Genomic DNA, 21,935 nt, shown 5'->3' with positions numbered 1-21,935 from the left:
ACTTTCAATAATTAATTTTCAATAAGTAAAACCGTCATCATAAAACCACTTTGTCATAAAAACTTAAGGAGAAAAATATGGCTACTCAACTCACTACCGATTTAACCGGTAAAGTCGCACTCGTCACTGGCTCTGCAAGTGGTATCGGCCGCGATATCGCAGAAACCTACGCCAAAGCAGGCGCTGCGGTAGGTATTGCAGATATCAACCCAGATGCGGCGCAAGCAACCGTGGATGCAATCAAAGCTGCAGGCGGTAAAGCGGTTGCCATTGCCATGGATGTGACCAATGAAGACGCGGTAAATGCTGGCGTGGATAAGCTGGTACAAGAATTTGGGGATATTGATATTTTGGTATCCAATGCCGGTATCCAAATCATCAACCCCATCGACCAATTTAGCTACGCAGATTGGAAAAAAATGATTGCTATTCATCTAGACGGTGCTTTTTTGACTACCAAAGCGGCACTTAAATACATGTATCAAAATGATAAAGTAGGTACTGTTATTTATATGGGCTCGGTACACTCGCATGAAGCCTCAGCCCTAAAAGCGCCGTACGTCTCTGCCAAACACGCGCTATTAGGTCTAGCCCGCGTATTGGCTAAAGAAGGCGCAGCTCACAACGTGCGTTCATATGTGGTATGCCCAGGCTTTGTCAAAACCCCACTGGTTGAAAAACAAATCCCAGAACAAGCCAAAGAAAAAGGCATTTCTGAAGAAGAAGTGGTGAAAAATGTAATGCTGGGTCAAACCGTTGACGGTGAATTTACCACAACCGATGATATCGCTCAATTAACCTTATTTTTAACGGCTTTCCCAACCAATGCGATGACAGGTCAATCATTTATTGCAAGTCACGGCTGGTTTATGAAATAGCTGAATGCTGTCCTATAAAACCAAAGTACAAGAAAATCTGAAGTACAAAAATAAATTACAAAACTGACTGATAAAAAAGGACTAGCTAAGCTAGTCCTTTTTATTTTTGCATTTGCAATCTATATAAATGGTTAATGCATAGATTACAGATCGTCAATGAGCTTTCGACCATCGCTCGCCACAGGTTCATGGTCAATTTTTTGAATCTCTGATTTTATAAGCTGTTCCTTATTATCAGCGATACATTGCATGATCATAGCAAGTTGTTGCTTGGTCGCATCTTGATATTTTTCTGCTAAGATTTGCCCGACGTGACCCGCGGTTTGGGCGGCTTTTGGGTTGGCAAGCCAGCGAGCCAGTTGCTGCGTTAATTCATCACTACCATTGACTTGCACCAATGCACCGGATTGTTTTAACTGATCCACAATCAGTTGGCAAGATTGGGTATATTGCCCCATAATAATCGGCTTGCCGACAATGGCTGCTTCTATCGGATTATGCCCCCCGATATTCACCAAAGACCCACCGACAATGGCAATGTCTGAGAGTGCATACCACACGCCAAGCTCACCCATACTATCTGCCAGATAGACGCTCTCATTTTTGGCAGGTTCGCCATCTTGACTACGCCGAATCACCGGCAAATTTTTTGAATCAATCAATTTGGCGACATCATCAAACCGCTCGGGATGACGAGGCACGATAATGAGCAGCGGATGACGGTTGGCATACTGGGCTTTCACGGTTAAAAAACTGTCTAAAATTGCCAATTCTTCGCCTTCATGGGTGCTGGCTGCCAAAATCACGGCGCGATCTGACGAACTCCAAGTTTCTCGTAACTTTTCGGCACGGCTTAGCATCAACGGGTTGGTTTTACTAGACCATTTAAGCGAGCTGGCAATGCGGATTTTGTCACTGGTAGCGCCTAATTGGCGAAAGCGTTTGGCAGAATCGCTGTCTTGGGCGATGATAAGGCTTAAATTCTCCATCATACTTTGGCTCAGCTTGGCAGCTTTTTGATACCCCTTAAAAGATTTTTCTGACAAGCGGCCATTGACCAAAATCGTGGCAATTTGACGATTGTTCAATTCAGCAAGCGTGGTACCCCACAATTCAGTCTCGATAAATAACGCGGCAACGGGTTGGACATGTGCCAAAAATTTATCAATCACTGCTTTACTATCGACCGGTACAAAACTATGGTACACCTTGCCGGCTGCTATCTCAGGCGCAAACAGCTGCTCGACGCGGTTAAAGCCTGTATGAGTGGTATTGGTCACCCACAGGGCATAGCCTTGCGCGAGCAAATCTCTTAAAATCGGTTCGGCGGTATTGGTTTCACCCAGTGACACCGCATGACACCAAATTATCGGCTGGCGGGTATGAATCTTTGGAAACACTTGACCAAAGCGTTGCTGCTTTTCATTAGGCAAGGTGGTTTTGCTCGCAAGTTTTAGTTGGTATAGTGGCTTTAACAGCGACATGGCGAGACGATAGTATAACGGTGTGGCTTGCATAACGACTCTTGAAACAACTTAATAAAAAAATGCCGTTATTGTAAAAAACGAGGGCTTAAATAGCAATAAAAAACCCTACTTTGTAAGTAGGGTTTTTAAACTTAAGCGTTAGCTAAATTCAAGACCAGCCATTAGGATTGTTCTGTCCAGCGTTTTTGTGATTCTTTAATCACCGCTTTGGCTTCTTCAATGTCGCCCCAGCTTTCAACTTTGGTTGTGCCCGCTTTTTTCAAATCTTTATAGTGATTGAAATGGAACTCGATTTGCTTAATCAGTTGCTGTGGTAAATCTGCTAGGGTATTGATAGCGTTACCGTTGTTGCGGTCATCGGCAGGTACCACAACCACTTTGTCATCTACTTCACCATCATCGACGAATTTCATCACGCCAATGACTTTGGCTTCCATAAAGATGCCTGTTGGTAGCGGAGTGTCAGTGATGATCAGTGCGTCTAATTCATCGCCATCTTCATCAAGGGTTTGTGGGATAAAACCATAGTTGGTAGGTTTGGCAAATAATTGTGGCTCTACGCGGTCAAGTTGCATCACGCCAAGTTTACGGTTCCATTCGATTTTGTTGTTTGAACCCGCTGGAATTTCGATAACCACGTTAATCACGCCGCCATCAACATCGCCCGCATCAAGAATTTGGTTAAAATCTGCCATGAGAATTTCCTTGTTGTTAAAAAGTTAGGTCAAAATTGTTTAACCAGTTAAACATTCAATGTCGCTAGATTATAGCAAAGTCTGTTTGTTTTCTCTATTTAATGATAAGTAAGAGTACGATTTAAAATAGAATAAGTTTATGTTTATTTGGCAATTAAGAGAATAACTCATTTTTTGCATAAAAAATAATGATTGTAATTTGTAATAATATATTAGTTATTGTAAAATCCCAGTAACTTTTGATTACATAAAATTATAATAACAGAGATATAATATGGCTTGGAAAAAAATCGATTTATATACCGCCCAAATTAACCCATTATGGAAAAAAGGCTGTGCTAAATCTATCCATACTTTTAAAGGTTTACTAGTACTGGGATGCATACTCGATCTTGGTTCTTTGAGCACTATTGATATGGAAATTAAATCTAAATCAACTGAATTAATTGTTAAAACTCCTGATATGTCAATTCCAACCATTTTCATTTATATATGTATTTTGTTTTTGCTATGGTTTCCTAAACCCGCCAAGCATCCTAAAACAGTGGAAGTATTGATAGGATATATTTTTATTAAAAAAATTATTCTAATCCCTTTAGTTTTTTATGCATTAAAGGATTATATAAATTTTCTCAATGTATTAGTTACAATAACTGGTGGGCTACTTGGTAGTTTAGTAGTAGCTATAATCCTGTTTATCTACTCTAAAATAAGTAGAGATTATCGTCTTAATCATAAACTTGAGGTGAAAATATAATTCATTTCTCTGCAAATTTGGCTTTGTCTTTAAACATGCATTCGTCATACACCGGGCATTTGCCACATTCGGGACTTCTAGCTTTACAAGTATAACGCCCATGCAAAATCAAATAATGGTGCGCGTCCAATATATAGTCCTGTGGTATTCGCGCGATGAGTTTATCTTCCACTTCTCGCACATTTTTACCCGTTGCCAAGCCTGTGCGATTGCCGACACGAAAAATATGGGTATCCACTGCCATAGTAGGCTGCCCAAAGGCGGTGTTAAGCACCACATTAGCAGTTTTTCGCCCTACCCCTGCTAGGCTTTCAAGCTCGTGGCGGGTTTGCGGTACTTCGCTAGCAAATTTATCCACCAAGTCTTGGCAGCATTTCATCACATTTTTGGCTTTGCTATTGTATAGCCCAATGGTTTTGATATAGCTTTTTAGCCCTGCTTCACCCAAATCCAAAATTGCTTGCGGGGTATTGGCAACGGCATATAGTTTACGGGTAGCCAGATTGACACTGACATCGGTGGCTTGTGCCGACAGTATGACCGCGATCAACAATTCAAAGTTGCTCTGATATTCCAGTTCCGTCTCTGGTTTTTCAATGGCTGCGGCTAGTTTTTGGAAAAACGGCAACACGTTTTTATTGGGCATGCGCCGTGAGGGCGGCGTCTCTGCGGTTTTGGGCACTTGGATTTTTGGTTTGATGTTGGCAACCATTATGCACTCTTTAGATTATGGCAATGTCGCAAGTTGCTGCTGCAACGCTTGCACCAAGGCTTGTTTGTTATCATCAGCGCGTACGGCAAGTTGTTTTTCTAATTTTTTGATTTGGGTGCGTAGTTTTGCCGCTTCAATGGCGTTTTTAGCCGCTGCTTCATCGATATCGACTTTGATATCATTGAGTTTGGCTTGTACCATGCTGACCACAGGTTTGGCATTGGTGTTGTCATTGACTTGGCGTTCGATACGCTCAAGGTGGGCGTAGTAGCGCGCGCGTAATCCGTCTTGCTCGGTTTGCCTTGTCGCGTCATCCATTAACCGTGGGAAGGGCACCAGCTCGATGCAGTCCACTGGACAGGGTGGCAAACACAGCTCACAACCTGTGCATAGGTCAGTAAAAATGGTATGCATACGCTTGCCTGAGCCAATAATGGCATCGACAGGACACGCAGGGATACATTTGGTACAGCCAATGCAATCTTCTTCTCGAATGACGGCTCGCATTTCCATCGGACGATTGGTAGCGGGATCGGTTTGCCATTTTGAGGCTTCAGCCGTCAGCGGTATACGCCCAAGCAACTTGCCGATTTGGTCAGTAACTGATTGTCCACCGGGCACGCATTGGTTATGTGACTCGCCCAGTGTGACAATGGATGTGGCATACGGCAGACAGCCTTCAGGATGACCGCATAGCCCGCATTGGGTTTGCGGCAGGACTTGGTCAATTTGTTGTATTAATCGTTGATGCTCGATACTTAGGCTATTTAGGTTTAAATTATTAAATAGATTGGGTACCTCGAAAACAGGTTGGCTATCAGACATGGCTCAATTTTTATTCACTATAATCATCAATGTGTATTTTAGCATAGCTCATGCCTATTTCGCCTATAACCTATTAATACAAATCATCAAGACAAATAATGAAGACAAATCATTTAATCAATCCGTTTAAGATTGGTAATGCTGTTTGACCCATTCGATCAGTTGGTAAGCAATCGTGCCTTTTGGCGGGATGATAGGGCCGTTTTCATCTAAACTATCTATATCAAAAAATTGTGCATCCATCAGCTCATTGTTATCTATGCTGATATCGCCACTTTGGTACTCTGCAATAAAGCCTACCATTAAATTGCTGGGAAAAGGCCACGGTTGGCTGCCAAAATAGCGCAAATTGCTGACAGATAACCCTACCTCTTCCATCACTTCACGATGCACGCATTGCTCTAAGCTCTCACCGACTTCCACAAAACCTGCCAGCACGGTATACATTTTGCTATCGGTCGCCCGTAGATGATGCGCCAACAAAATCTGCGGTTTTTCTTCGGTGGTTTTGATGATGGCGGTGATGATACAAGGCTGTACTCTGGGATATTGGTGATAATGGCAGCTAGGGCAAACGGTGGCATTTTCAATGGGGTGTAACTCCGTGGGCGTACCACAGCGGCTACAAAATTGATGATCTTGACGCCAGCGCAACAACTGCATGGCTTTGGCTAATTGGCTGGTTTGTAGCGCATCAAGGCTGCCAATCAGATGTCGAAAGCGCAGAAACTCAATCTGTCCTGTAATCTCTTCTGGCAATTGTGACAAGTCGATATCTTGATGGGCAATGGCATAAATACTGTTGCCTACCTCATCGGTGCTCACTTTAACGGCCTGAGCGGGCATATCCTCACAAGGATAAAAAAAAGGAAGTCCGCCTATACAAGCGAACTTATCGTTATCACAAATAAGCAAATAATGGTGTAATGTGGTCATGTTGGTTACCAAATTACCCTAGGCCACAAGCATGTGTTGTAAGCTGCGATAGCCGACATACATTGCATGGTTGCCTGCGGGTTTGTTCGTTTCAAGACTTTCTAGATAATAATCTGCTGACATCACAATATCGGCAATGCTAGCAAGCTGATACTCTGACAACCTGCAATCACTTTGCTCGATTAAGTTTTGTAGCACTGTGGCAGCGCGTTTGAGCAGTTGGCTTTGTCGAGGTAAGTTTAAAAATAAGCAAGCACCCGAGATAGCGCGCATCATATCAGGCACAGGCGTGATATGTAGAATATCTTTGTCGGCGTCATTTAGATAATTATTGAGCGCAGTTTCAATGGTGGCAATCGCGGTACGGCTTTCTTGGACGAGCGTGTTGTGAGCCGTTTCGATTTGATGTAGCGAAATTGTTTGGTTGTACACAGGCAATATCACCGCACCCGGGGTATGTGATTTTGCCAGGTTAATCGCCGCATTTTCCGCCATCATTAAAGTGCCAAGCAATTCATCAAAATCATTAGGCGTTGGCTGCGTCCAAGTTTTTACTTTGCCAGTTTGTTGATTCAGCGCCGCACTAACCTCATTTAAATTTAAGGTTTTAAACACATTACTTAAATCATGCAAACGCTGGGCCATGCTATCAATCTCATCTGTACTTGAATTGAGGTTAACTTGGCGGGCATAACTGTCACTGGCAGATTTAATCAAGTCAATTTCTTGCTGGATGATGTGGTTGAGCGTACTAGTCGCTTCACAGTCAGGGCCAAATAAGAAGCGGCGCATGGCTGTTAACTGGGTTTCGTTTAAGGTATTGGCTGAGAATTTGTGCTGAACTTGCAAGGCAAGCTGGCTATCTCTTGAGCTGGCAAACTGCACCAAATCAGCAAAACGAGAATCATTGACAGGCAGATAGTCATTAAATTGTTGTTCAACAAAAATCAGCGCACGCTTTTGCAGGTTACTAAGCGGTAACACCCCTGCCAAATCTGATACCGCCGCATCAGCAGCATGCCAAAACAAACTATCGGTACGTTTTGAAACCATTTCACACGCAGCTTGCATGGCTTTGAGTTTGTCTCGCTCTTTAGGCGATAATTGATTGCTTTGTGCGGTGAGCGCCACGCTCAGGCCTGCGCGATAAGCTTCCACTAATTTTTTTGGGTCAATGCCGAGTGATGTTAACGGTTGGTAATTTTGTTCCGGGTTGGCAATCGCGATGCTGCTGTTTTTGTGGCCAGTTAAGTCTGATAGCTGCAGCGCTGGCTGATTCAAATCGCTGTGAAGTTGATTGATAATCGGCAACAACAACGAAGGTTCAATGGTCTCTTTAAGTAATACAAACTCGATATAACGCGCCAATGTCATGATGCCTTCTGACACATCCATTATCATATCATTGCCAGCTTTGTCACGGTTGGCTTGGTCACGCTCGTCATAGAGTTTTTGCAGTCCTGCCGATAGACTATTGGCAAGTTCATACCCTTCCTCTAATTGAATCAACTGCAGTACTTTTGCCAATTGCGCCAAGGTATCCACGGAATCAAGTAGCAAAGGCGCTTGACTACTGTCGTCATTAAACTCACTTAAATGCATCTCGGCATCGTGTAGCGTCACGGCAATCTCAGGTCTTAATAAATGCAATGAAGGCAAATCAAAATTGGTGGCCGTTAGTTTTTGTGAGTTAGGACTTGGCAGACTCATGTTTTTTTATCCAAAATGATTTTAAGTTGATAAAGGTAAAATGACAGCTACGCTTATTGCTGATTATTGTAAGACGTGCCTATGCCAGTGTCTATGTCAAAGTGTTAACACCCGCACAATAATTACACTCTATCATGAAATTTTGCCCATCAAAGAAATGCTTTTACAAAATTTAATAAGGCATTGTTTATTGTTAAACACTCGCCCAGTTTTCAGCCAGCTGTGGGTTGTTATCTTTTAAGGCGTTAAGCCATTCAAGATGCGCCTGCTCAGCCTCGCTACTTGCCAAGAAGCGCTTGATAGTCGTGCTAAAACGCTGATGCTCAGTTGCGCCGCCGACACCGCCGCCGACCTCATCATCGATGGCTAACGCAACCTGTCCGCCAGTCATCGCCAGATACACTTCCGCTAAAATCTCGGCATCGAGTAACGCCCCGTGGAAGGTACGGTCTTGTTTACCAACATTGAGACGTTTAACCAGCGCATCCAAGGTATTACGCTGCCCTGCGAACATGCGTTTGGCGATGGCAAGGCTGTCTGTCACGGTGACGGTTTGGTTGATATCAGGCAAGCCAAGGCGCGCAAACTCAGCTTGCAAAAAGCTCATGTCAAACCCTGCATTATGCGCGATGAGTTCTGCGCCTTGCAAAAAATCATAAATCGCTTCACCGACTTGCTCAAATACAGGCATATCATTTAAAAACGCATTGTGAATGCCATGAACGCGAATGACTTCCTCACCCATCTCAATTTTTGGGTTGATATAGACATGCAGTTTTTCACCGGTAAAACGTCGATTAATCATCTCAACGATACCGACCTCAATGATACGGTCACCATTTTGCGCTTCAAACCCTGTGGTCTCAGTATCGAGAATCAGCTGCCGATTGGCAGTCCCTTTGTGTTTGGCGATGGGTAATAAAGGTATAAAGGTCGGATTGGGCTGACTGGTAATACCGTTAAACACGGGACGCTGAGCAATCAAGCTGTCATCTTGCGCGACAAATTGCCCTTGTGGGTTGGTGAACACCGCAAAATGTGGGTTAGCACTTGTTGGCGATTGGGTCGGCTTTCCCCCTAACGATGACTGAGTTGATACATCGATGCTGGTTTGAGTATGGCTAGCTTGAGTATGGCTGGTTTGAGCCTTGCTTATTTGAATAGTGTTTGTGTGAGTAGTGCTTGGGGCTGGCTCACCGTCAAGTGCCTGCAAAAAGATATCCCCCATTATCTCACTGTCGGCAAACTCTAGGTCTTGCGCGTCATCAAAAGACGTATCGCTAAAATCACGGGTTGACTCTGAGTGATTGAGGACTGGGTTGTTATCGGTTGACATTGGGTTCATGGGCGGGTCTTTTTTTTTATCATCAAAATCAGGGTTTTTATCACTAAAATCCGATTTAACATCTAAATCAGTGATAGGATTGGGTGGATTTTTAATCACTTTGTTAAAGGTTTTGGGCAGTTGGTCAATGCCTTGGTTTGCAAGCTTATCGGCATACTCATTGCCATCATGACCGGCATGTCCTTTGACCCATTGCCAGTCAATTTGTCGCTGCTCGCACAGCTTATCAAGTCGCTGCCATAATTCCACATTTTTGACATTTTTCCAATGTTTCTTTTTCCACCCTGCCAGCCATTCGCTGATGCCTTTGATGACATAGCTAGAGTCTGACCAGATTTGAATCGGTAACGTTTTTGGGCTGCTTTCCAGTGCGGCAATCGCACCCATCAGCTCCATGCGGTTGTTGGTGGTATGCGCCTCACCCCCGCAAATATCAATTTGCTCACCGGTAGGTAAAATCACCACAGCACCAAAGCCGCCTTTACCAGGATTGCCACGACAGGCGCCATCAGTGTAAGCAAGGGTTCGACCCACAAGGGGCGTTAAGGCATGATTTGACATAGATAACAACCCATATGAAACAGCAAAACAATCAAAAAAACAGCCCTCAGTATAAGAAAAAAAAGCATAAAAAGCCATGCCAAAACGTCTATAATAACCGCTTATAGTTGCTATCTGCAGGTTTAAAGGACGTCTATGCAAAAAAAATCTCGTGCGCGCGTGTCAGCTGTGTTGACCAAGGTGGGTATGGCTATGGTCTATGCGCTAAGCCTAAATTTAGCGGCTTGTAACAAGCCCCAATCGCCTGCAACGACTAGCAGCGATGGCGCAAAACAGTCGCCAGCGTTATCACAACCTGCCGCTAGCGATGATGTGTTTGTGGGCTGTTACACAGTCAGCCATACAGAACCTGCCCAAATCAAAATCATCAAAAATGGTGACAACTATGCCATGCAAATGCGCGAGTTTAACGACCCCAGCAAAAACTGGGACAAGCCTGAAGCCATGCAAGTCATCGCCACTGACAGCCCAGATATACAAAAATACTTTGACATCAAAGCCGATGAACATCAATACTTAGAAAAAATCATTGCCCGTCCCGACCGCGTGTTCGTGCTCGCCAAAATCACCGATAGTTTTGCAAGCCTAAACCCGCAATTTGACAGTCCCTATCTGGGTTATATCTACAAAGGTAGCAATACTGTCTATAAAGTAGCATGCGAGCAAACCACCAAACTGTAATCACCTGAGTTGCTGCTTGACTTGATGAGCTTGGTTTGCTGCTTGATTTGATGCTTGAGTTAATACGTCTCATCCAAATTTTAACCCAAACGATTAATAGAGAATAAGCGATGAATTTTTTTGCATGGTTAGTGCTAGGCTTAGTGGCATACACTAGTGGCTTTAGTATCCGTCATTTTCACTACAAAGACGCCGCCATCCCAACTGATAAAAAATGGCAATACGCGGCGATTTTTTTTGTGGTCGCGCTCGTGGTCTTTGCGCTATTGAATTTATATGTTATGCACAAAGCTGCGCTTGATATGATGTTTGTGTTGGTATCGAGTTTGGTGGCGACAGGGGTCTTTTACTATGGTATTTCGGCAGATACCAACAATAAGATGAATCTACCGGATTAAACATACCCGATTAGTTGAACCATGATTTTTTGTAAGTCGATGAATTTGTTTGGATGATACAATGTCTCAAAAAATGGCGAATACTCACGCCCACATGACTACCACCCACTTGGCTGGCTTGACGCGGCGTCGACTGCTAAAGACAGGGATAGCGCTATCGGCAGCAACGGTAACGGGTGCAAAAGCAGATTTGACCATTGGCGGGCAAGTGATTAGCCAACCTTCACAGCGGTATGGGTCAAACAACGATGTTGATAACATGGCTTTTGGCGAGCTAAGCGCTATGCCCAATGGCAATACGCTCATGGAAACAGTGCCCATTAATCCCCAATGGCCCCAATGGGACTTTGCGACCATCAAAGCCAATTGTGAAGCCCTCAAAGGTCGCGGCGTCCACCTCCATCTGGTAGCGCCATCGGGATTTGGCAGTGATGAACAGCGTAGCTTACTGGCGATTCACCGACTTACCCAAGCGGGATTTTATATCGACAATCCCGAAGTGATTAGCCGACGTTATTTGCGTTTTGCAGGTTCAGACAGTGAGCGCTTGGGCGATATTACCGCGTTACTCAATCGACCTGTACACCAATTGCCCAAGGTATTACTCGGCGTGCGTGGCGGCTATGGTGCAATGCGTTTGCTCAACAAACTAAGTGATCATCAGTGGCGAACGTTGACACAAAAACTCAAAGATCGCGGCACACTGCTGATGGGATTTAGTGATTTTACTGCGTTGCAACTTGCTATGTACGCCAAAGGTCATCTCCCTTATGTAGCAGGGGCAATGCTCAGTAGTGACTTTGGCAAAACAGAGGTGAATACCGATACCATCCAAAGTTTTATCAACCTTTGCACCCAAAACCAGCTACGTATCCAAGTGCCAGAAACTCAGCTGTATCGTGACACTGCGCGTCCTTTGGCTAAGCCGATAAAAGGCATCTTATGGGGCGGTAATCTTAGTGTGTTATCTGCAATGGTAGGCACGCCGTATATGCCAACTGTCGACAATGGGATTTTATTTTTGGAAGATACCGGTGAGCAGCCATACCGTATTGAGCGTATGCTACAAACCTTGGTGTTATCAGGCATTGTGGCAAAACAGCAAGCGATTGTGCTGGGCAAATTTAATTTTAGCGGCATCAGTGATGCTTATAATGGCGATTACACCTTTGATACCGTCATCCGTACTATCCAACAAGCGACAGGGCGACCCATCTACACCGATTTTCCCTTTGGGCATGTGGCAAGACGCATTAATTTTCCGTTGGGGGTTCCTGTCACGCTTGACAATGTCGGTAGTGGTTATCAAGCGACATTCAACCAGTTTTATCATCTTAAAACGGATGCAAACTTTGGCAATTTGGACTTAACTAAATTATTCGTCTAACGTATTTTCGGCAGATTGCTTGCCTTTTTACTTGCAAGATTAATTGTTAGACAAACGTAAAATTTTAACCGCGCCACTGGCGACCAAGGCAAAGACCAAGAGCCCAATCAACAGATCGGGATAGCGCGACTGGGTAAACCACGTTAACACCCCAGTCAAGATGACACCTAAGTTGACAATCACATCATTGGACGTGAATATCATACTGGCTTGCATATGTACGTCTTTACTTCTACTTTTCTGAAGTAGATATAGACATAAAGCATTACCGAGTAACGCCAACATCGAGATACCTATCATCATCGCAAAATTTGGTATCGTCTCTGCACCTAAAAATCGACGCACCACTTCCATCAATCCCGCTACAGCAAGCAGTAACTGCAACACACCTGCGACCTTAGCAGTCAGCTGTTTGGTTTGCAGCGAATGACCCACGGCAAACAACGCTAACCCATACACGAAGCTATCGGCAAGCATATCTAGACTATCAGCGACTAATCCCATCGAGCCGCTTAGCCAACCACTCACGGATTCTATGATAAAGAACAGCAAGTTAATAGCAAGCACTTGCCATAACAATTTGCTTTGTTGGTGATCGTTGCTAGTTTTGCTATTGGCTGCATCAGTCACTTGGGTGAGTTCCGAGCCAATGATAGAACTGTCAATATTTAGCGGCTGTAGTTGCTGCAATATCACGGCAGCATCGCCTTCGTGAATTACTGTCATCTGACGATTGGCAATATCAAAGGCTAGCGAGTGAATTCGGGTATTGGGCGCTAATGCCATCCGAATCATTTGCTCTTCAGATGGGCAATCCATTTTAGCAATTTTAAATAGCGTTTTTTGCATAACTCATCTAATTGAAGACATGGTTAATTGGGGCTTATATTATTTTAAAACCTGTTTGAATTTTAACATGCAAACAGGCTTGTAATTTTTCAAATACGCTCGCATTGACTATCAGATTTCAATTTAGAAAATCCGATTATTGTCATGCGGCTTGGCAAATTTGGCGATATTAGCTTCGATATTTTTAGCGATATTGAGATAATAGTCGGCAAATTCATCGCCTGCGCCTTGATTAGCAATGACGGACGGCTCTCCTTTATCGGCTTGCTCGCGGATGCCTTTCGCCAGTGGTAATTGCCCCAGCAGCGGCACTTGATACTGTGCTGCCATTTTATCACCGCCGCCTTCGCCAAAAATCGCTTCGGTATGCCCACAGCTGCTACAAGTATGCAGTGCCATATTTTCTACCACGCCCAGCACAGGGATATGGGTCTTGCGGAACATCTCAATGCCTTTTTGCGCATCTAGCAAGGCGATATGCTGCGGTGTGGTCACAATCACCGCACCGGTCACAGGAATACGCTGGGCGAGCGTCAACTGAATATCTCCCGTCCCAGGTGGCATATCAATCACCAAATAATCAAGATTTGGCCAGTTGGTTTGGTTGTAAAGCTGCATCAGTGCGCCTGTCGCTTTGGCACCGCGCCAAGCAATCGGGGTGGTGTCATCGCTCAACAAGCTACCGATGGATAGCATCGGCATACCTTGCGCTGCAATCGGTACAAATTGCTCATGCTCGAGCTGCGGCTGCTGACCTGGCACGCCAAGCATACTTGGAATACTCGGGCCGTAGATATCGGCATCCAGCACGCCCACGCGTTTGCCCAGTTTTTGCAACGCCAAGGCGATATTTACCGTCGTTGTCGATTTACCAACGCCGCCTTTGCCCGAAGCCACCACAATAATATGCTCGATACGTGGATGCGGTGTTAATTCTGCTTGGGTAGTGGCTTTTTTGGCAATCGCAGGTTCAGGGGTATCTGTGAGTAATTTGTCACTTTTTGGCGCGACCTGAGTGACAGGTGGCATGGCATTGGTGGTTCTGGGTAGGGTTGAGCCACTGCCTTTGGTCGTAGGTTTTGGCGCAGTATTGCTGTCAAACAAGGTAATATTCATATTCACTTCACTGACCCCATGGATATGCAGCTTTTGGCTCAAATCATGATGGATTTGTTCAGGATTGCAGTCATTGGGCAAGCGCAAATCCAATGTTAGACTATTACCTTGCTGTTTAACCCCTTTGACATACTGGCTAATTGGCTGGTGATTGACACGGTAGTCATCAAATAACTGATTAAGCGTGGACTCATCCACTGTTGCCACGGTTTTTGGTTTGATAAAGTTGAACATGATAGTTGCTTACCCCAATGTTGTTATTTTAACGATTTTAACCACTGTTAAGTGGGGTTTATTACCAATTTTCACAGAGACAGATTGAACATATCTGTGTGAAAAGTAATTTTTCTTGTTTGATTGATGCCCATTGGTTGGGAAATGATGCGATTTAAGCTATCATACAGCAATAATGACATTTTTTTAAACAAATCAATAACAGGTGTATTGTGAGAAAAATTTTAGTTACTAGCGCCCTACCTTATGCCAATGGTCCGATTCATTTGGGGCATTTGGTTGAGTACATCCAAACCGATATTTGGGTACGCGCCATGAAATCATTGGGTCATCAAGTGACGTATGTATGTGCCGATGATGCCCATGGCACAGCGATTATGCTCAAAGCAGAAGCCAACGGCGTCACCCCTGAAGAGCAAATTGCCGATGTCAAAGCCTCCCATGAAAAAGATTTTGCGGGCTTTTTGGTTGATTTTGACAATTATTATTCGACCCATAGCCCTGAAAATGAGCATTACTCCCAGCTGATTTATAATCGCTTGTATGAAAACGGTCATATCTCGCACAAAGCAGTTGAACAGCTGTATGACCCAGAAAAAGGCTTGTTTTTGGCAGACCGTTTTGTCAAAGGCGAATGCCCAAAATGTGGCGCAAAAGACCAATACGGCGATAACTGCGAAGTCTGCGGCACGACCTACAATGCCACCGAACTCAAAAATCCCTACTCAACGCTTTCAGGTGCAACGCCTGTTTTGAAATCATCCATCCATTACTTCTTTAACCTGCCAAACTTTAGCGAATTTTTGCAAAACTGGACGCGTAAAGAAGGTCGCCTGCAGACCTCTATCGCCAACAAATTACAAGAATGGTTTGATGCAGGGCTTGCCAACTGGGATATCAGCCGCGATGCGCCGTATTTTGGCTTTAAAATCCCAAACACCCCAGCCAGTGAACCCGACAAGTATTTTTATGTGTGGCTCGATGCGCCTGTCGGTTATATGGCAAGTTTCAAAAACTTGTGTGACCAACAAGGTGCGCAGTTAGGCTTAAATTTTGATGAGTATTGGTCAAAAGAAAATCATAACAACACCGAAGTTTATCACTTTATCGGTAAAGATATCGTGTATTTCCACGCCCTGTTTTGGCCAGCGATGCTGGAAGGCGCAGGATTTAGAACCCCAACTGCCATCAATGCGCATGGCTTCTTGACCGTCAATGGCGAGAAAATGAGTAAATCTCGCGGCACCTTTATCAAAGCTGATACCTATTTACAAAACCTTGACCCTGAATACTTGCGTTACTACTTTGCTAGTAAATTATCTGCCAGTGTTGAAGATATCAATCTTGACCTCGAAGACTTTATGCAAAAAGTCAATTCAGACTTGGTGGGTAAGGTCGTCAATATCGCTAGTCGCTGCGCGGGGTTTATCCATAAAAATCATGGCAGTAAACTGGCACTGACAATCAGCGAGCCTGCTTTGGTGCAACAAATCATTGATGCGGGCGAAGACATCGCTGCCGCTTATGAAGCGCGCGAATTTAGCAAAGCCATGCGTCTGATTATGGCGTGCGCAGACAAAGCCAATGAGTACATCGATGACAAAAAACCGTGGGCACTCAACAAAGTCGAAGGTCAACAAGCCGAAGTACAAGCGGTGTGTACCGTCGCGCTTAATATCTTCCGTCAATTGGTGGTTTATCTTGCCCCTGTATTACCATTGATGTGTGAAAAAGCACGAATTTTTCTCAATGTTGACAGCCTAGATTTTGATAGCCGTCATGCGTTATTGGTCGGGCATACCATCAACGCCTTTACCCCATTGATGCAGCGGGTTGACAAAGATAAAGTTGCTGCGATGGTGGACGCCTCAAAAGAAGATTTAAACAAGCAGCCTGCTATCGCCAATCAAGCCTCAACTGGACAATCTGCCGCTAGCGAGCAATCCACTGGCGATATAGCATTGATTGGTATCGATGACTTCGCCAAAGTCACAATGACCGTAGCAAAAGTACTAGCCTGCAATAACGTGGAAGGTGCAGATAAATTGCTGCAATTTACCCTAGATGTGGGTGAGACAGATGCGCAGGGCAATGTGAAAACGCGCAATGTGTTTAGCGGTATCGCCAAATTCTATAACCCTGAACAATTGGTGGGCAAAACCGTGGTCTGCGTCACCAACCTTGCGCCACGAAAAATGAAGTTTGGTATTTCTGAAGGTATGATTTTATCGGCTGAAAAAGCGGGTCAATTGACCGTGGTTACGCTAGATGACCATATCCCTGCGGGTGCGACCCTTGCTTAATGGGCTTAACTGGCTTAACTGTGATTGATTGCGATGAGCTGAAACATTTTGACACATTCTTAATCATTTTTTTGATCACAACAAAAAACCGCTGATAATTACCAGCGGTTTTTTTATTAAGCTATCCTAAATATCAAAAAATCGATAATGTAGCCCGATTAACGGTCGCTTTTGCTAACGCTAATGCGAACGGGTATAGATTTTCGATTGGCTCTAACCGGATTAGCTGACTTATTGTATTGGCAATAATGGGGTGCTTCAGCCGAAGGTAGAATAGCACCAACTACTAATACGCCTGCCATCAAGTTTGATGAGTTCATATAGCCTCCTTGTTGAGTTAGTGTACGATGATTCCATCTATGAATCATTTACCTTTACTAAGCACAGACATGTTTAACTTAATCAACGCTGCAACGAATCGTTTAAAAAAGATAAATAATGCTGCGAGTAGAAGTTGTATTCTAAAAGATATCGAAAGATTTTCATACCATTTTATTATGACAATTTCATGAAATATCCAATTATTTTGATACTTTATGTTTCAATTAAGGTCTTTTTGTTTCCACTAAGCGCTTTATGTAATTAAACCTACTCAGACAGCAATATTTACAACACTTTTTTAATAGACCAATATTCATAAAAACCGCTAAGCAATAAAAAAACTTATGTATGATATGTATAGAGGATAGCAAACTTTTATTTATGTTATAGCAAACTAGTACGTTGAAATGATATACTCTGCTTACAAAACAATTTTGATGATTGGGGAATACTATGTTGTCATTCACACACGGTCAATTGTCCGCTATCTGCGCCCTTCTTGGTTTATCTTTAGCCGCCTGCTCACCTCAGAAACCACCCGCGCAAGCTGCAGACACGTCTAGCAAACCCTCAGCCACTGCCAGCCAAAAACCCAATAAAACCATCGCCATTTCTGCGATTGTGGCACACCCATCGCTCGACGCCATTCGCCAAGGTATCCTTGATGAATTGGCTGCTGAAGGGTATATCAAAGGGCAAAATCTGACCGTAAATTTTCAGTCAGCACAAGGCAATACAGCAACGGCAGGACAAATATCCAAACAATTTGTCGCCGACAAACCTGATGCTATCGTGGCAATCTCCACCCCTACCGCTCAGTCGTTGGCTGCCGCTACCAAAGAGATACCGATTGTTTATACAGCAGTGTCAGATCCTGTCGCTGCCAAGCTCATTACTCAACAAAACACCCCGACTCAGCCCAACATCACAGGTTTATCCAGCCAATTACCGCTAGCACCGCAGCTTGACTTTATACAAAAAATCATGCCGTCAGCCAAATCCATTGGCTATGTGTTTAGTGCAGGTGAAATGAATTCAGTGGCGCTGCGAGATAAACTCAACATTGCGCTACCAAAGCGTGGCATGAACTTAGTGGATATCCCAGCCAACCGTCCGACTGATATTGCCATGGCAACTAACAGTCTTAGCGGCAAAGCCCAGCTGATTTATACCTCAATGGACAATAATGTGGCATCGGCATTTGAATCAATGGTGCAATCAGCCAATGCACTAAAACTTCCCATCATCGCCTCCGATGAGTTTAGCGTCCGCCGCGGTGCTACGGCAGCACTCGGTGTCAATGATTATGACTTTGGGCGTACCACAGGCAAAATGGTAGGCAAAATTTTGGATGGTACACCTGTCACTCAAGTTAAACCCGAAGTGATGAACCAATTAACTTTATACGTGAGCCCAAAACACGCCCAAGCCCAAGGCTTAACACTAAATCCTGAATTGTTAAAAGGTGCGATTAACGTTGATACTACACCCGAGCGAAAAATTGACAAATAATTGCTATGGGTAAATAAAAAAACCCGCCTAAATAGACGGGTTTTTCAAACTGGGCAGTGAAATGATGCGTTATTTAAAGCACATTTAAAATAACACGTGTCGCTTCAATGACATCAAGTACGCGGTTGTCAACACGTAGGCGAACTTCACCTGGGCGCGGGCGACTGATAACTTTTGCCTGGCGATAAGCATTGTTATTTAACACATAGACATTTCGGTCATTATATCGCTTGACTGTGTAGTAACGATTGTCTAGTTTTTTTGCCCAGCCTGGTGGTACCGCTTTACCATGTGCAACATTTTTTTGCAGACCTGGGGGCAATTGGCGATACTGCTCGTGGGTTAGGTAGCGACCCGTACGACTATCGTAGTATCGATTATCACCTCTGTCGCGGTCTCTATCATGGTTCGTGTTGTAGCGTTGGTTTTCTTTGCGGTCATCTTTATAGTGTTTTTGTTGCTGTTTCCAGTTTTTTTCTTGTTTATATTGAGCTTTACCATGACCGGGGTCTGCCAAAACAACGGGTGAAGCCACGAACGAGCCCGCTAAAAGTAAGCTAGTTAATAATGTCGATTTTTTCATTGTCATACACCTTTATCTGTACCTTGTATAAGTAATTTTGTATGAAGCTATATTATTATGAAATTAAAATGTAACTTAATATGACAATGCTGTGGTAATTTTCTTTCTACTTAAAAACAATGCGCTATGACTTATTAGTTAGCTTATGACTTAGCGAATTATTATTGAAAAATGATACATTAGCGAAATGAGGCAGATTGTTATGTTATAGGAATTTATCAGAAAATGCCTTTTTAAGCAGTTACCCAAAGCTTTAATCATGGTTGGCAAACTTGACCGCTGTATATAACGCTATGCGGCTGCAAAATTAGCTGATAAAATGTAAATAATGTTTAACAATGCTGTATGATATTGTTATTGAAGTGTAAGATTTTCCTTTTTAATATTTACCTTTTTATTACCTTTTTAATTGTTACCCTATGGATGGATTTTTGGAGTGATATATGTTGAACGCTACATTTGGTGTTTCTCGTTTAACCAAAGCAATGATGCTAGGTGGAATTTGTATGGCAAGCCTGCTGGGCTGCAGCCAATCTAACAATAAAACAGCTGATGCCAGTACTGCAAGCACAGCAAGCGCAACGACAGCTGCGTCATCAGGCGATACCAAGTCTGTTGCTATCACAGCAATCGTTGAGCACCCCGCATTAGATGCCGTTCGTCAAGGTGTGATTGAAGAGCTTGGCAACGAAGGCTTTAAAGAAGGTCAAAACCTTAAAGTAAATTTCCAATCAGCCCAAGGCAATACGGCGACTGCCGGTCAGATTGCCAAACAATTTGCTGCGGATAAACCCGATGCCATCGTTGCCATTGCTACCCCATCGGCGCAATCCGTCATTGCAGCGACCAACTCAATTCCTGTAATCTTCTCTGCGGTTACCGACCCTGTCGAAGCGAAACTGATAAAATCTTGGGAAGCCTCTGGCACCAACGTGACAGGCGCATCAGACATGTTGCCACTGGAGCCACAGATTGAGCTGATGAAAAAAGTGGTACCAAATCTCAAATCAGTCGGCTATGTATACAGCCCCGGAGAAGTCAACTCAACGGTGGTACTGAAAGCGCTTGAAGCAAAATTTAAACCTATGGGTATTAGCATCGTTGCGGCACCTGCACAGCGCACTACCGATATTCCGCAAGCAACTCGCGGTCTACAAGGTAAAGTTCAGCTCATCTATACCTCACTTGACAACAACGTAGTATCCGCTTATGAGTCGCTTTACCAAGCGGCTAAAGAAATCAAAGTCCCTCTAGTGGCGTCCGATACTGACTCCGTTGCCCGTGGTGCAGTCGCGGCGATGGGTATCAACTACAAAGACTTAGGCATCGAAACAGGTAAAATCGTTGGACGCGTCCTAAAAGGCGAGAAACCAGGTACCATCAAGCCTATCACGATGAATAAGCTTGACTTATACCTTAGCCCAAAACACGCGCAAGAAGTCGGTATTACGCTGCCACAAGATTTAATTAGTCAGGCAGCCCAAGTAGAACCTGCGCCAAAAGCTAAACAATAAATCATTCGTTAATGTTAGCTGTTTTAATGTGATTGCAAATTTAATTTCCCAGTGGCAACTAAAGTTTCAAAGCGCGTATTTGTACTTTAGTCGCATTACGCTTAATGCCACTTGGTTTACCTTAACACCTGACTGCTTGTTAAATTAACAAGCGGTCTTTACTTTTTTGTGTGAACAGTTATGTCGTTACTTGCTTTATTTGGTGCTCTAGAAAGCGGTCTAATCTATGCGTTAGTGGCTTTGGGCGTATACATTTCATTTCGGGTGTTAGATTTTCCAGATTTGACCGCGGATGGTAGTTTTCCCTTAGGCGGTGCTGTCGCAGGCGTGGCAATCATTGCGGATGTCAACCCTTGGCTGGCGTGTATCTTTGGTATGCTTGCTGGCGGTGTTGCAGGTTTGGTAACGGCTTGGCTACATGTCAAACTTGGTATTTTACAGCTACTCTCCAGTATTTTAGTGATGGTCGCGCTGTATGCCGTCAATTTGCGTATTATGCAAGCGCCAAACTTGCCATTGCTCGGTGAGCCAACGATATTTGGCGAACTGGTGACTGATAGTAACGGCTATTGGATGCGCTGTGTGGTCATTGGTGGTGTGGTGATTGCTGCCAAGTTTTTCTTGGATTGGTTCTTTAGCACTGAGATGGGCTTGGCAATGCGGGCAACTGGCTCTAACCTTAAAATGTCACAAGCACAAGGAATTGCCACTTCTCGAAGTATCTTGCTTGGGATGGCGATTTCTAACGGGCTGATTGCGCTTGCGGGTGCAATTTTTGTGCAAACTCAAGGGGGTGCCGATATTTCCATTGGTGTTGGTACTATTGTGATTGGTCTTGCTGCCGTTATCATTGGTGAAACCATTATCCCTGCCAAAAAAATGCTGTGGATTACCCTATCTGCTATTGTCGGGGCGATTCTTTATAAATTCTTTATCCAAATTGCGTTGTCAAATGATACCTTACGTGCGATTGGTTTTGGTCCTCAAGATGTTAACCTAGTCACCGCACTACTGGTGGTGATTGCTTTAATCCTGCCAAAAATCAAATCAAAAATTTTGAGCAATCGCCATAAGCATGCCGCTTAACTTGGTATCAAAGAGTTGATTTTAACTTTGGCACTTAACAACTTA

The 21,935-nt window shown here is 43.9% G+C and carries 20 protein-coding genes; 9 read left to right on the top strand and 11 right to left on the bottom strand.

Features of this window, described 5'->3' with window-relative positions; translation table 11 throughout:
• Nucleotides 1-77: 77 nt before the first annotated feature.
• Nucleotides 78-878: a 3-hydroxybutyrate dehydrogenase gene (locus tag H9W84_RS04125; protein WP_036589350.1), complete on the top strand. Its 801-nt coding sequence runs from the start codon at nt 78-80 to the stop codon at nt 876-878.
• Nucleotides 879-1,021: 143 nt separating this feature from the next.
• Here H9W84_RS04125 and H9W84_RS04120 read toward each other — a convergent pair whose 3' ends face one another.
• Together H9W84_RS04120 and H9W84_RS04115 are read right to left on the bottom strand one after the other, a co-directional pair.
• Nucleotides 1,022-2,395: a 3-deoxy-D-manno-octulosonic acid transferase gene (locus tag H9W84_RS04120; protein ID WP_239741834.1), complete on the bottom strand. Its 1,374-nt coding sequence runs from the start codon at nt 2,393-2,395 to the stop codon at nt 1,022-1,024.
• 131 nt (nt 2,396-2,526) lie between these two features.
• Entirely contained in the window at nt 2,527-3,060 is a 534-nt protein-coding gene (locus H9W84_RS04115; protein ID WP_096488682.1) for an inorganic diphosphatase, read from the bottom strand.
• A 274-nt stretch (nt 3,061-3,334) separates the two neighbouring features.
• On the opposite strand from H9W84_RS04115, the gene H9W84_RS04110 reads away from it, so the two are divergent.
• Nucleotides 3,335-3,817 (top strand): hypothetical protein, encoded by a 483-nt coding sequence (locus tag H9W84_RS04110; RefSeq protein WP_239741832.1) that lies wholly within the window; start codon nt 3,335-3,337, stop codon nt 3,815-3,817.
• A gap of 1 nt (nt 3,818) precedes the next feature.
• Here the strand turns inward: H9W84_RS04110 and nth are convergent, their stop codons facing one another.
• The 5 genes from nth to dnaQ form a co-directional block, all read right to left on the bottom strand.
• Nucleotides 3,819-4,463, bottom strand: coding sequence for an endonuclease III (gene nth, locus H9W84_RS04105; RefSeq protein ID WP_239743646.1), 645 nt, complete (start codon nt 4,461-4,463; stop codon nt 3,819-3,821).
• A gap of 81 nt (nt 4,464-4,544) precedes the next feature.
• Complete coding sequence (locus H9W84_RS04100) at nt 4,545-5,354, bottom strand: RnfABCDGE type electron transport complex subunit B (protein ID WP_239741831.1); 810 nt, start codon at nt 5,352-5,354, stop codon at nt 4,545-4,547.
• Between the two features lie 126 nt (nt 5,355-5,480).
• Entirely contained in the window at nt 5,481-6,290 is an 810-nt protein-coding gene (gene nudC / locus H9W84_RS04095; RefSeq protein ID WP_239741829.1) for an NAD(+) diphosphatase, read from the bottom strand.
• A gap of 18 nt (nt 6,291-6,308) precedes the next feature.
• Nucleotides 6,309-8,000 (bottom strand): hypothetical protein, encoded by a 1,692-nt coding sequence (locus H9W84_RS04090; protein WP_239741827.1) that lies wholly within the window; start codon nt 7,998-8,000, stop codon nt 6,309-6,311.
• 193 nt (nt 8,001-8,193) lie between these two features.
• Nucleotides 8,194-9,906, bottom strand: a complete 1,713-nt coding sequence (gene dnaQ / locus H9W84_RS04085) for a DNA polymerase III subunit epsilon (protein ID WP_239741824.1) — start codon at nt 9,904-9,906, stop codon at nt 8,194-8,196.
• A gap of 135 nt (nt 9,907-10,041) precedes the next feature.
• On the opposite strand from dnaQ, the gene H9W84_RS04080 reads away from it, so the two are divergent.
• The 3 genes from H9W84_RS04080 to H9W84_RS04070 all read left to right on the top strand — a co-directional run bounded on the left by H9W84_RS04080 (nt 10,042) and on the right by H9W84_RS04070 (nt 12,372).
• Nucleotides 10,042-10,587 (top strand): hypothetical protein, encoded by a 546-nt coding sequence (locus tag H9W84_RS04080; protein ID WP_239741822.1) that lies wholly within the window; start codon nt 10,042-10,044, stop codon nt 10,585-10,587.
• 110 nt (nt 10,588-10,697) lie between these two features.
• Nucleotides 10,698-10,985, top strand: coding sequence for a hypothetical protein (locus H9W84_RS04075; protein WP_095355681.1), 288 nt, complete (start codon nt 10,698-10,700; stop codon nt 10,983-10,985).
• A gap of 61 nt (nt 10,986-11,046) precedes the next feature.
• Nucleotides 11,047-12,372 (top strand): LD-carboxypeptidase, encoded by a 1,326-nt coding sequence (locus H9W84_RS04070; protein ID WP_239741820.1) that lies wholly within the window; start codon nt 11,047-11,049, stop codon nt 12,370-12,372.
• A gap of 39 nt (nt 12,373-12,411) precedes the next feature.
• Here H9W84_RS04070 and H9W84_RS04065 read toward each other — a convergent pair whose 3' ends face one another.
• Both H9W84_RS04065 and apbC read right to left on the bottom strand, forming a co-directional pair.
• Nucleotides 12,412-13,221, bottom strand: coding sequence for a cation efflux transmembrane domain-containing protein (locus tag H9W84_RS04065; RefSeq protein WP_219331000.1), 810 nt, complete (start codon nt 13,219-13,221; stop codon nt 12,412-12,414).
• A 123-nt stretch (nt 13,222-13,344) separates the two neighbouring features.
• On the bottom strand, nt 13,345-14,571 hold the full coding sequence (apbC, locus tag H9W84_RS04060) for an iron-sulfur cluster carrier protein ApbC (protein ID WP_239741818.1): 1,227 nt from the start codon (nt 14,569-14,571) through the stop codon (nt 13,345-13,347).
• A gap of 212 nt (nt 14,572-14,783) precedes the next feature.
• Between apbC and metG the strand changes: the two genes are divergently transcribed.
• Nucleotides 14,784-16,874 carry a methionine--tRNA ligase gene (gene metG, locus H9W84_RS04055; protein WP_239741816.1) on the top strand — a complete coding sequence of 697 codons (2,091 nt, stop codon included), beginning with the start codon at nt 14,784-14,786 and terminating at the stop codon, nt 16,872-16,874.
• Nucleotides 16,875-17,032: 158 nt separating this feature from the next.
• Here the strand turns inward: metG and H9W84_RS04050 are convergent, their stop codons facing one another.
• Entirely contained in the window at nt 17,033-17,194 is a 162-nt protein-coding gene (locus tag H9W84_RS04050) for a hypothetical protein (protein ID WP_007116336.1), read from the bottom strand.
• 454 nt (nt 17,195-17,648) lie between these two features.
• On the opposite strand from H9W84_RS04050, the gene H9W84_RS04045 reads away from it, so the two are divergent.
• A complete protein-coding gene (locus tag H9W84_RS04045) occupies nt 17,649-18,707 on the top strand; it encodes an ABC transporter substrate-binding protein (protein ID WP_239741815.1) in 1,059 nt (352 codons plus the stop codon).
• Between the two features lie 73 nt (nt 18,708-18,780).
• Here the strand turns inward: H9W84_RS04045 and H9W84_RS04040 are convergent, their stop codons facing one another.
• Nucleotides 18,781-19,290 carry a hypothetical protein gene (locus tag H9W84_RS04040; protein ID WP_239741813.1) on the bottom strand — a complete coding sequence of 170 codons (510 nt, stop codon included), beginning with the start codon at nt 19,288-19,290 and terminating at the stop codon, nt 18,781-18,783.
• A 485-nt stretch (nt 19,291-19,775) separates the two neighbouring features.
• On the opposite strand from H9W84_RS04040, the gene H9W84_RS04035 reads away from it, so the two are divergent.
• Complete coding sequence (locus tag H9W84_RS04035; RefSeq protein WP_409520104.1) at nt 19,776-20,804, top strand: ABC transporter substrate-binding protein; 1,029 nt, start codon at nt 19,776-19,778, stop codon at nt 20,802-20,804.
• A gap of 180 nt (nt 20,805-20,984) precedes the next feature.
• Nucleotides 20,985-21,890 carry an ABC transporter permease gene (locus H9W84_RS04030; RefSeq protein ID WP_159676072.1) on the top strand — a complete coding sequence of 302 codons (906 nt, stop codon included), beginning with the start codon at nt 20,985-20,987 and terminating at the stop codon, nt 21,888-21,890.
• Nucleotides 21,891-21,935: the final 45 nt, after the last annotated feature.

It is taken from the genome of Moraxella tetraodonis, from assembly GCF_022359095.1.
Lineage (GTDB): Bacteria > Pseudomonadota > Gammaproteobacteria > Pseudomonadales > Moraxellaceae > Faucicola > Faucicola tetraodonis.
This window is presented reverse-complemented; position numbering and strand designations above follow the sequence as displayed.

Coding starts and splice junctions, on each gene's coding strand:
- dnaQ (WP_239741824.1), bottom strand. CDS start 9,906: ATGTCAAATCATGCCTTAACGCCCCTTGTGGGTCGAACCCTTGCTTAC.
- H9W84_RS04080 (WP_239741822.1), top strand. CDS start 10,042: ATGCAAAAAAAATCTCGTGCGCGCGTGTCAGCTGTGTTGACCAAGGTG.
- H9W84_RS04040 (WP_239741813.1), bottom strand. CDS start 19,290: ATGAAAAAATCGACATTATTAACTAGCTTACTTTTAGCGGGCTCGTTC.
- H9W84_RS04115 (WP_096488682.1), bottom strand. CDS start 3,060: ATGGCAGATTTTAACCAAATTCTTGATGCGGGCGATGTTGATGGCGGC.
- H9W84_RS04050 (WP_007116336.1), bottom strand. CDS start 17,194: ATGAACTCATCAAACTTGATGGCAGGCGTATTAGTAGTTGGTGCTATT.
- H9W84_RS04075 (WP_095355681.1), top strand. CDS start 10,698: ATGAATTTTTTTGCATGGTTAGTGCTAGGCTTAGTGGCATACACTAGT.
- H9W84_RS04035 (WP_409520104.1), top strand. CDS start 19,776: ATGATGCTAGGTGGAATTTGTATGGCAAGCCTGCTGGGCTGCAGCCAA.
- H9W84_RS04100 (WP_239741831.1), bottom strand. CDS start 5,354: ATGTCTGATAGCCAACCTGTTTTCGAGGTACCCAATCTATTTAATAAT.
- nudC (WP_239741829.1), bottom strand. CDS start 6,290: ATGACCACATTACACCATTATTTGCTTATTTGTGATAACGATAAGTTC.
- H9W84_RS04125 (WP_036589350.1), top strand. CDS start 78: ATGGCTACTCAACTCACTACCGATTTAACCGGTAAAGTCGCACTCGTC.
- H9W84_RS04090 (WP_239741827.1), bottom strand. CDS start 8,000: ATGAGTCTGCCAAGTCCTAACTCACAAAAACTAACGGCCACCAATTTT.
- H9W84_RS04120 (WP_239741834.1), bottom strand. CDS start 2,395: ATGCAAGCCACACCGTTATACTATCGTCTCGCCATGTCGCTGTTAAAG.
- apbC (WP_239741818.1), bottom strand. CDS start 14,571: ATGTTCAACTTTATCAAACCAAAAACCGTGGCAACAGTGGATGAGTCC.
- H9W84_RS04045 (WP_239741815.1), top strand. CDS start 17,649: ATGTTGTCATTCACACACGGTCAATTGTCCGCTATCTGCGCCCTTCTT.
- H9W84_RS04065 (WP_219331000.1), bottom strand. CDS start 13,221: ATGCAAAAAACGCTATTTAAAATTGCTAAAATGGATTGCCCATCTGAA.
- H9W84_RS04070 (WP_239741820.1), top strand. CDS start 11,047: ATGTCTCAAAAAATGGCGAATACTCACGCCCACATGACTACCACCCAC.
- H9W84_RS04030 (WP_159676072.1), top strand. CDS start 20,985: ATGTCGTTACTTGCTTTATTTGGTGCTCTAGAAAGCGGTCTAATCTAT.
- H9W84_RS04110 (WP_239741832.1), top strand. CDS start 3,335: ATGGCTTGGAAAAAAATCGATTTATATACCGCCCAAATTAACCCATTA.
- nth (WP_239743646.1), bottom strand. CDS start 4,463: ATGCCCAATAAAAACGTGTTGCCGTTTTTCCAAAAACTAGCCGCAGCC.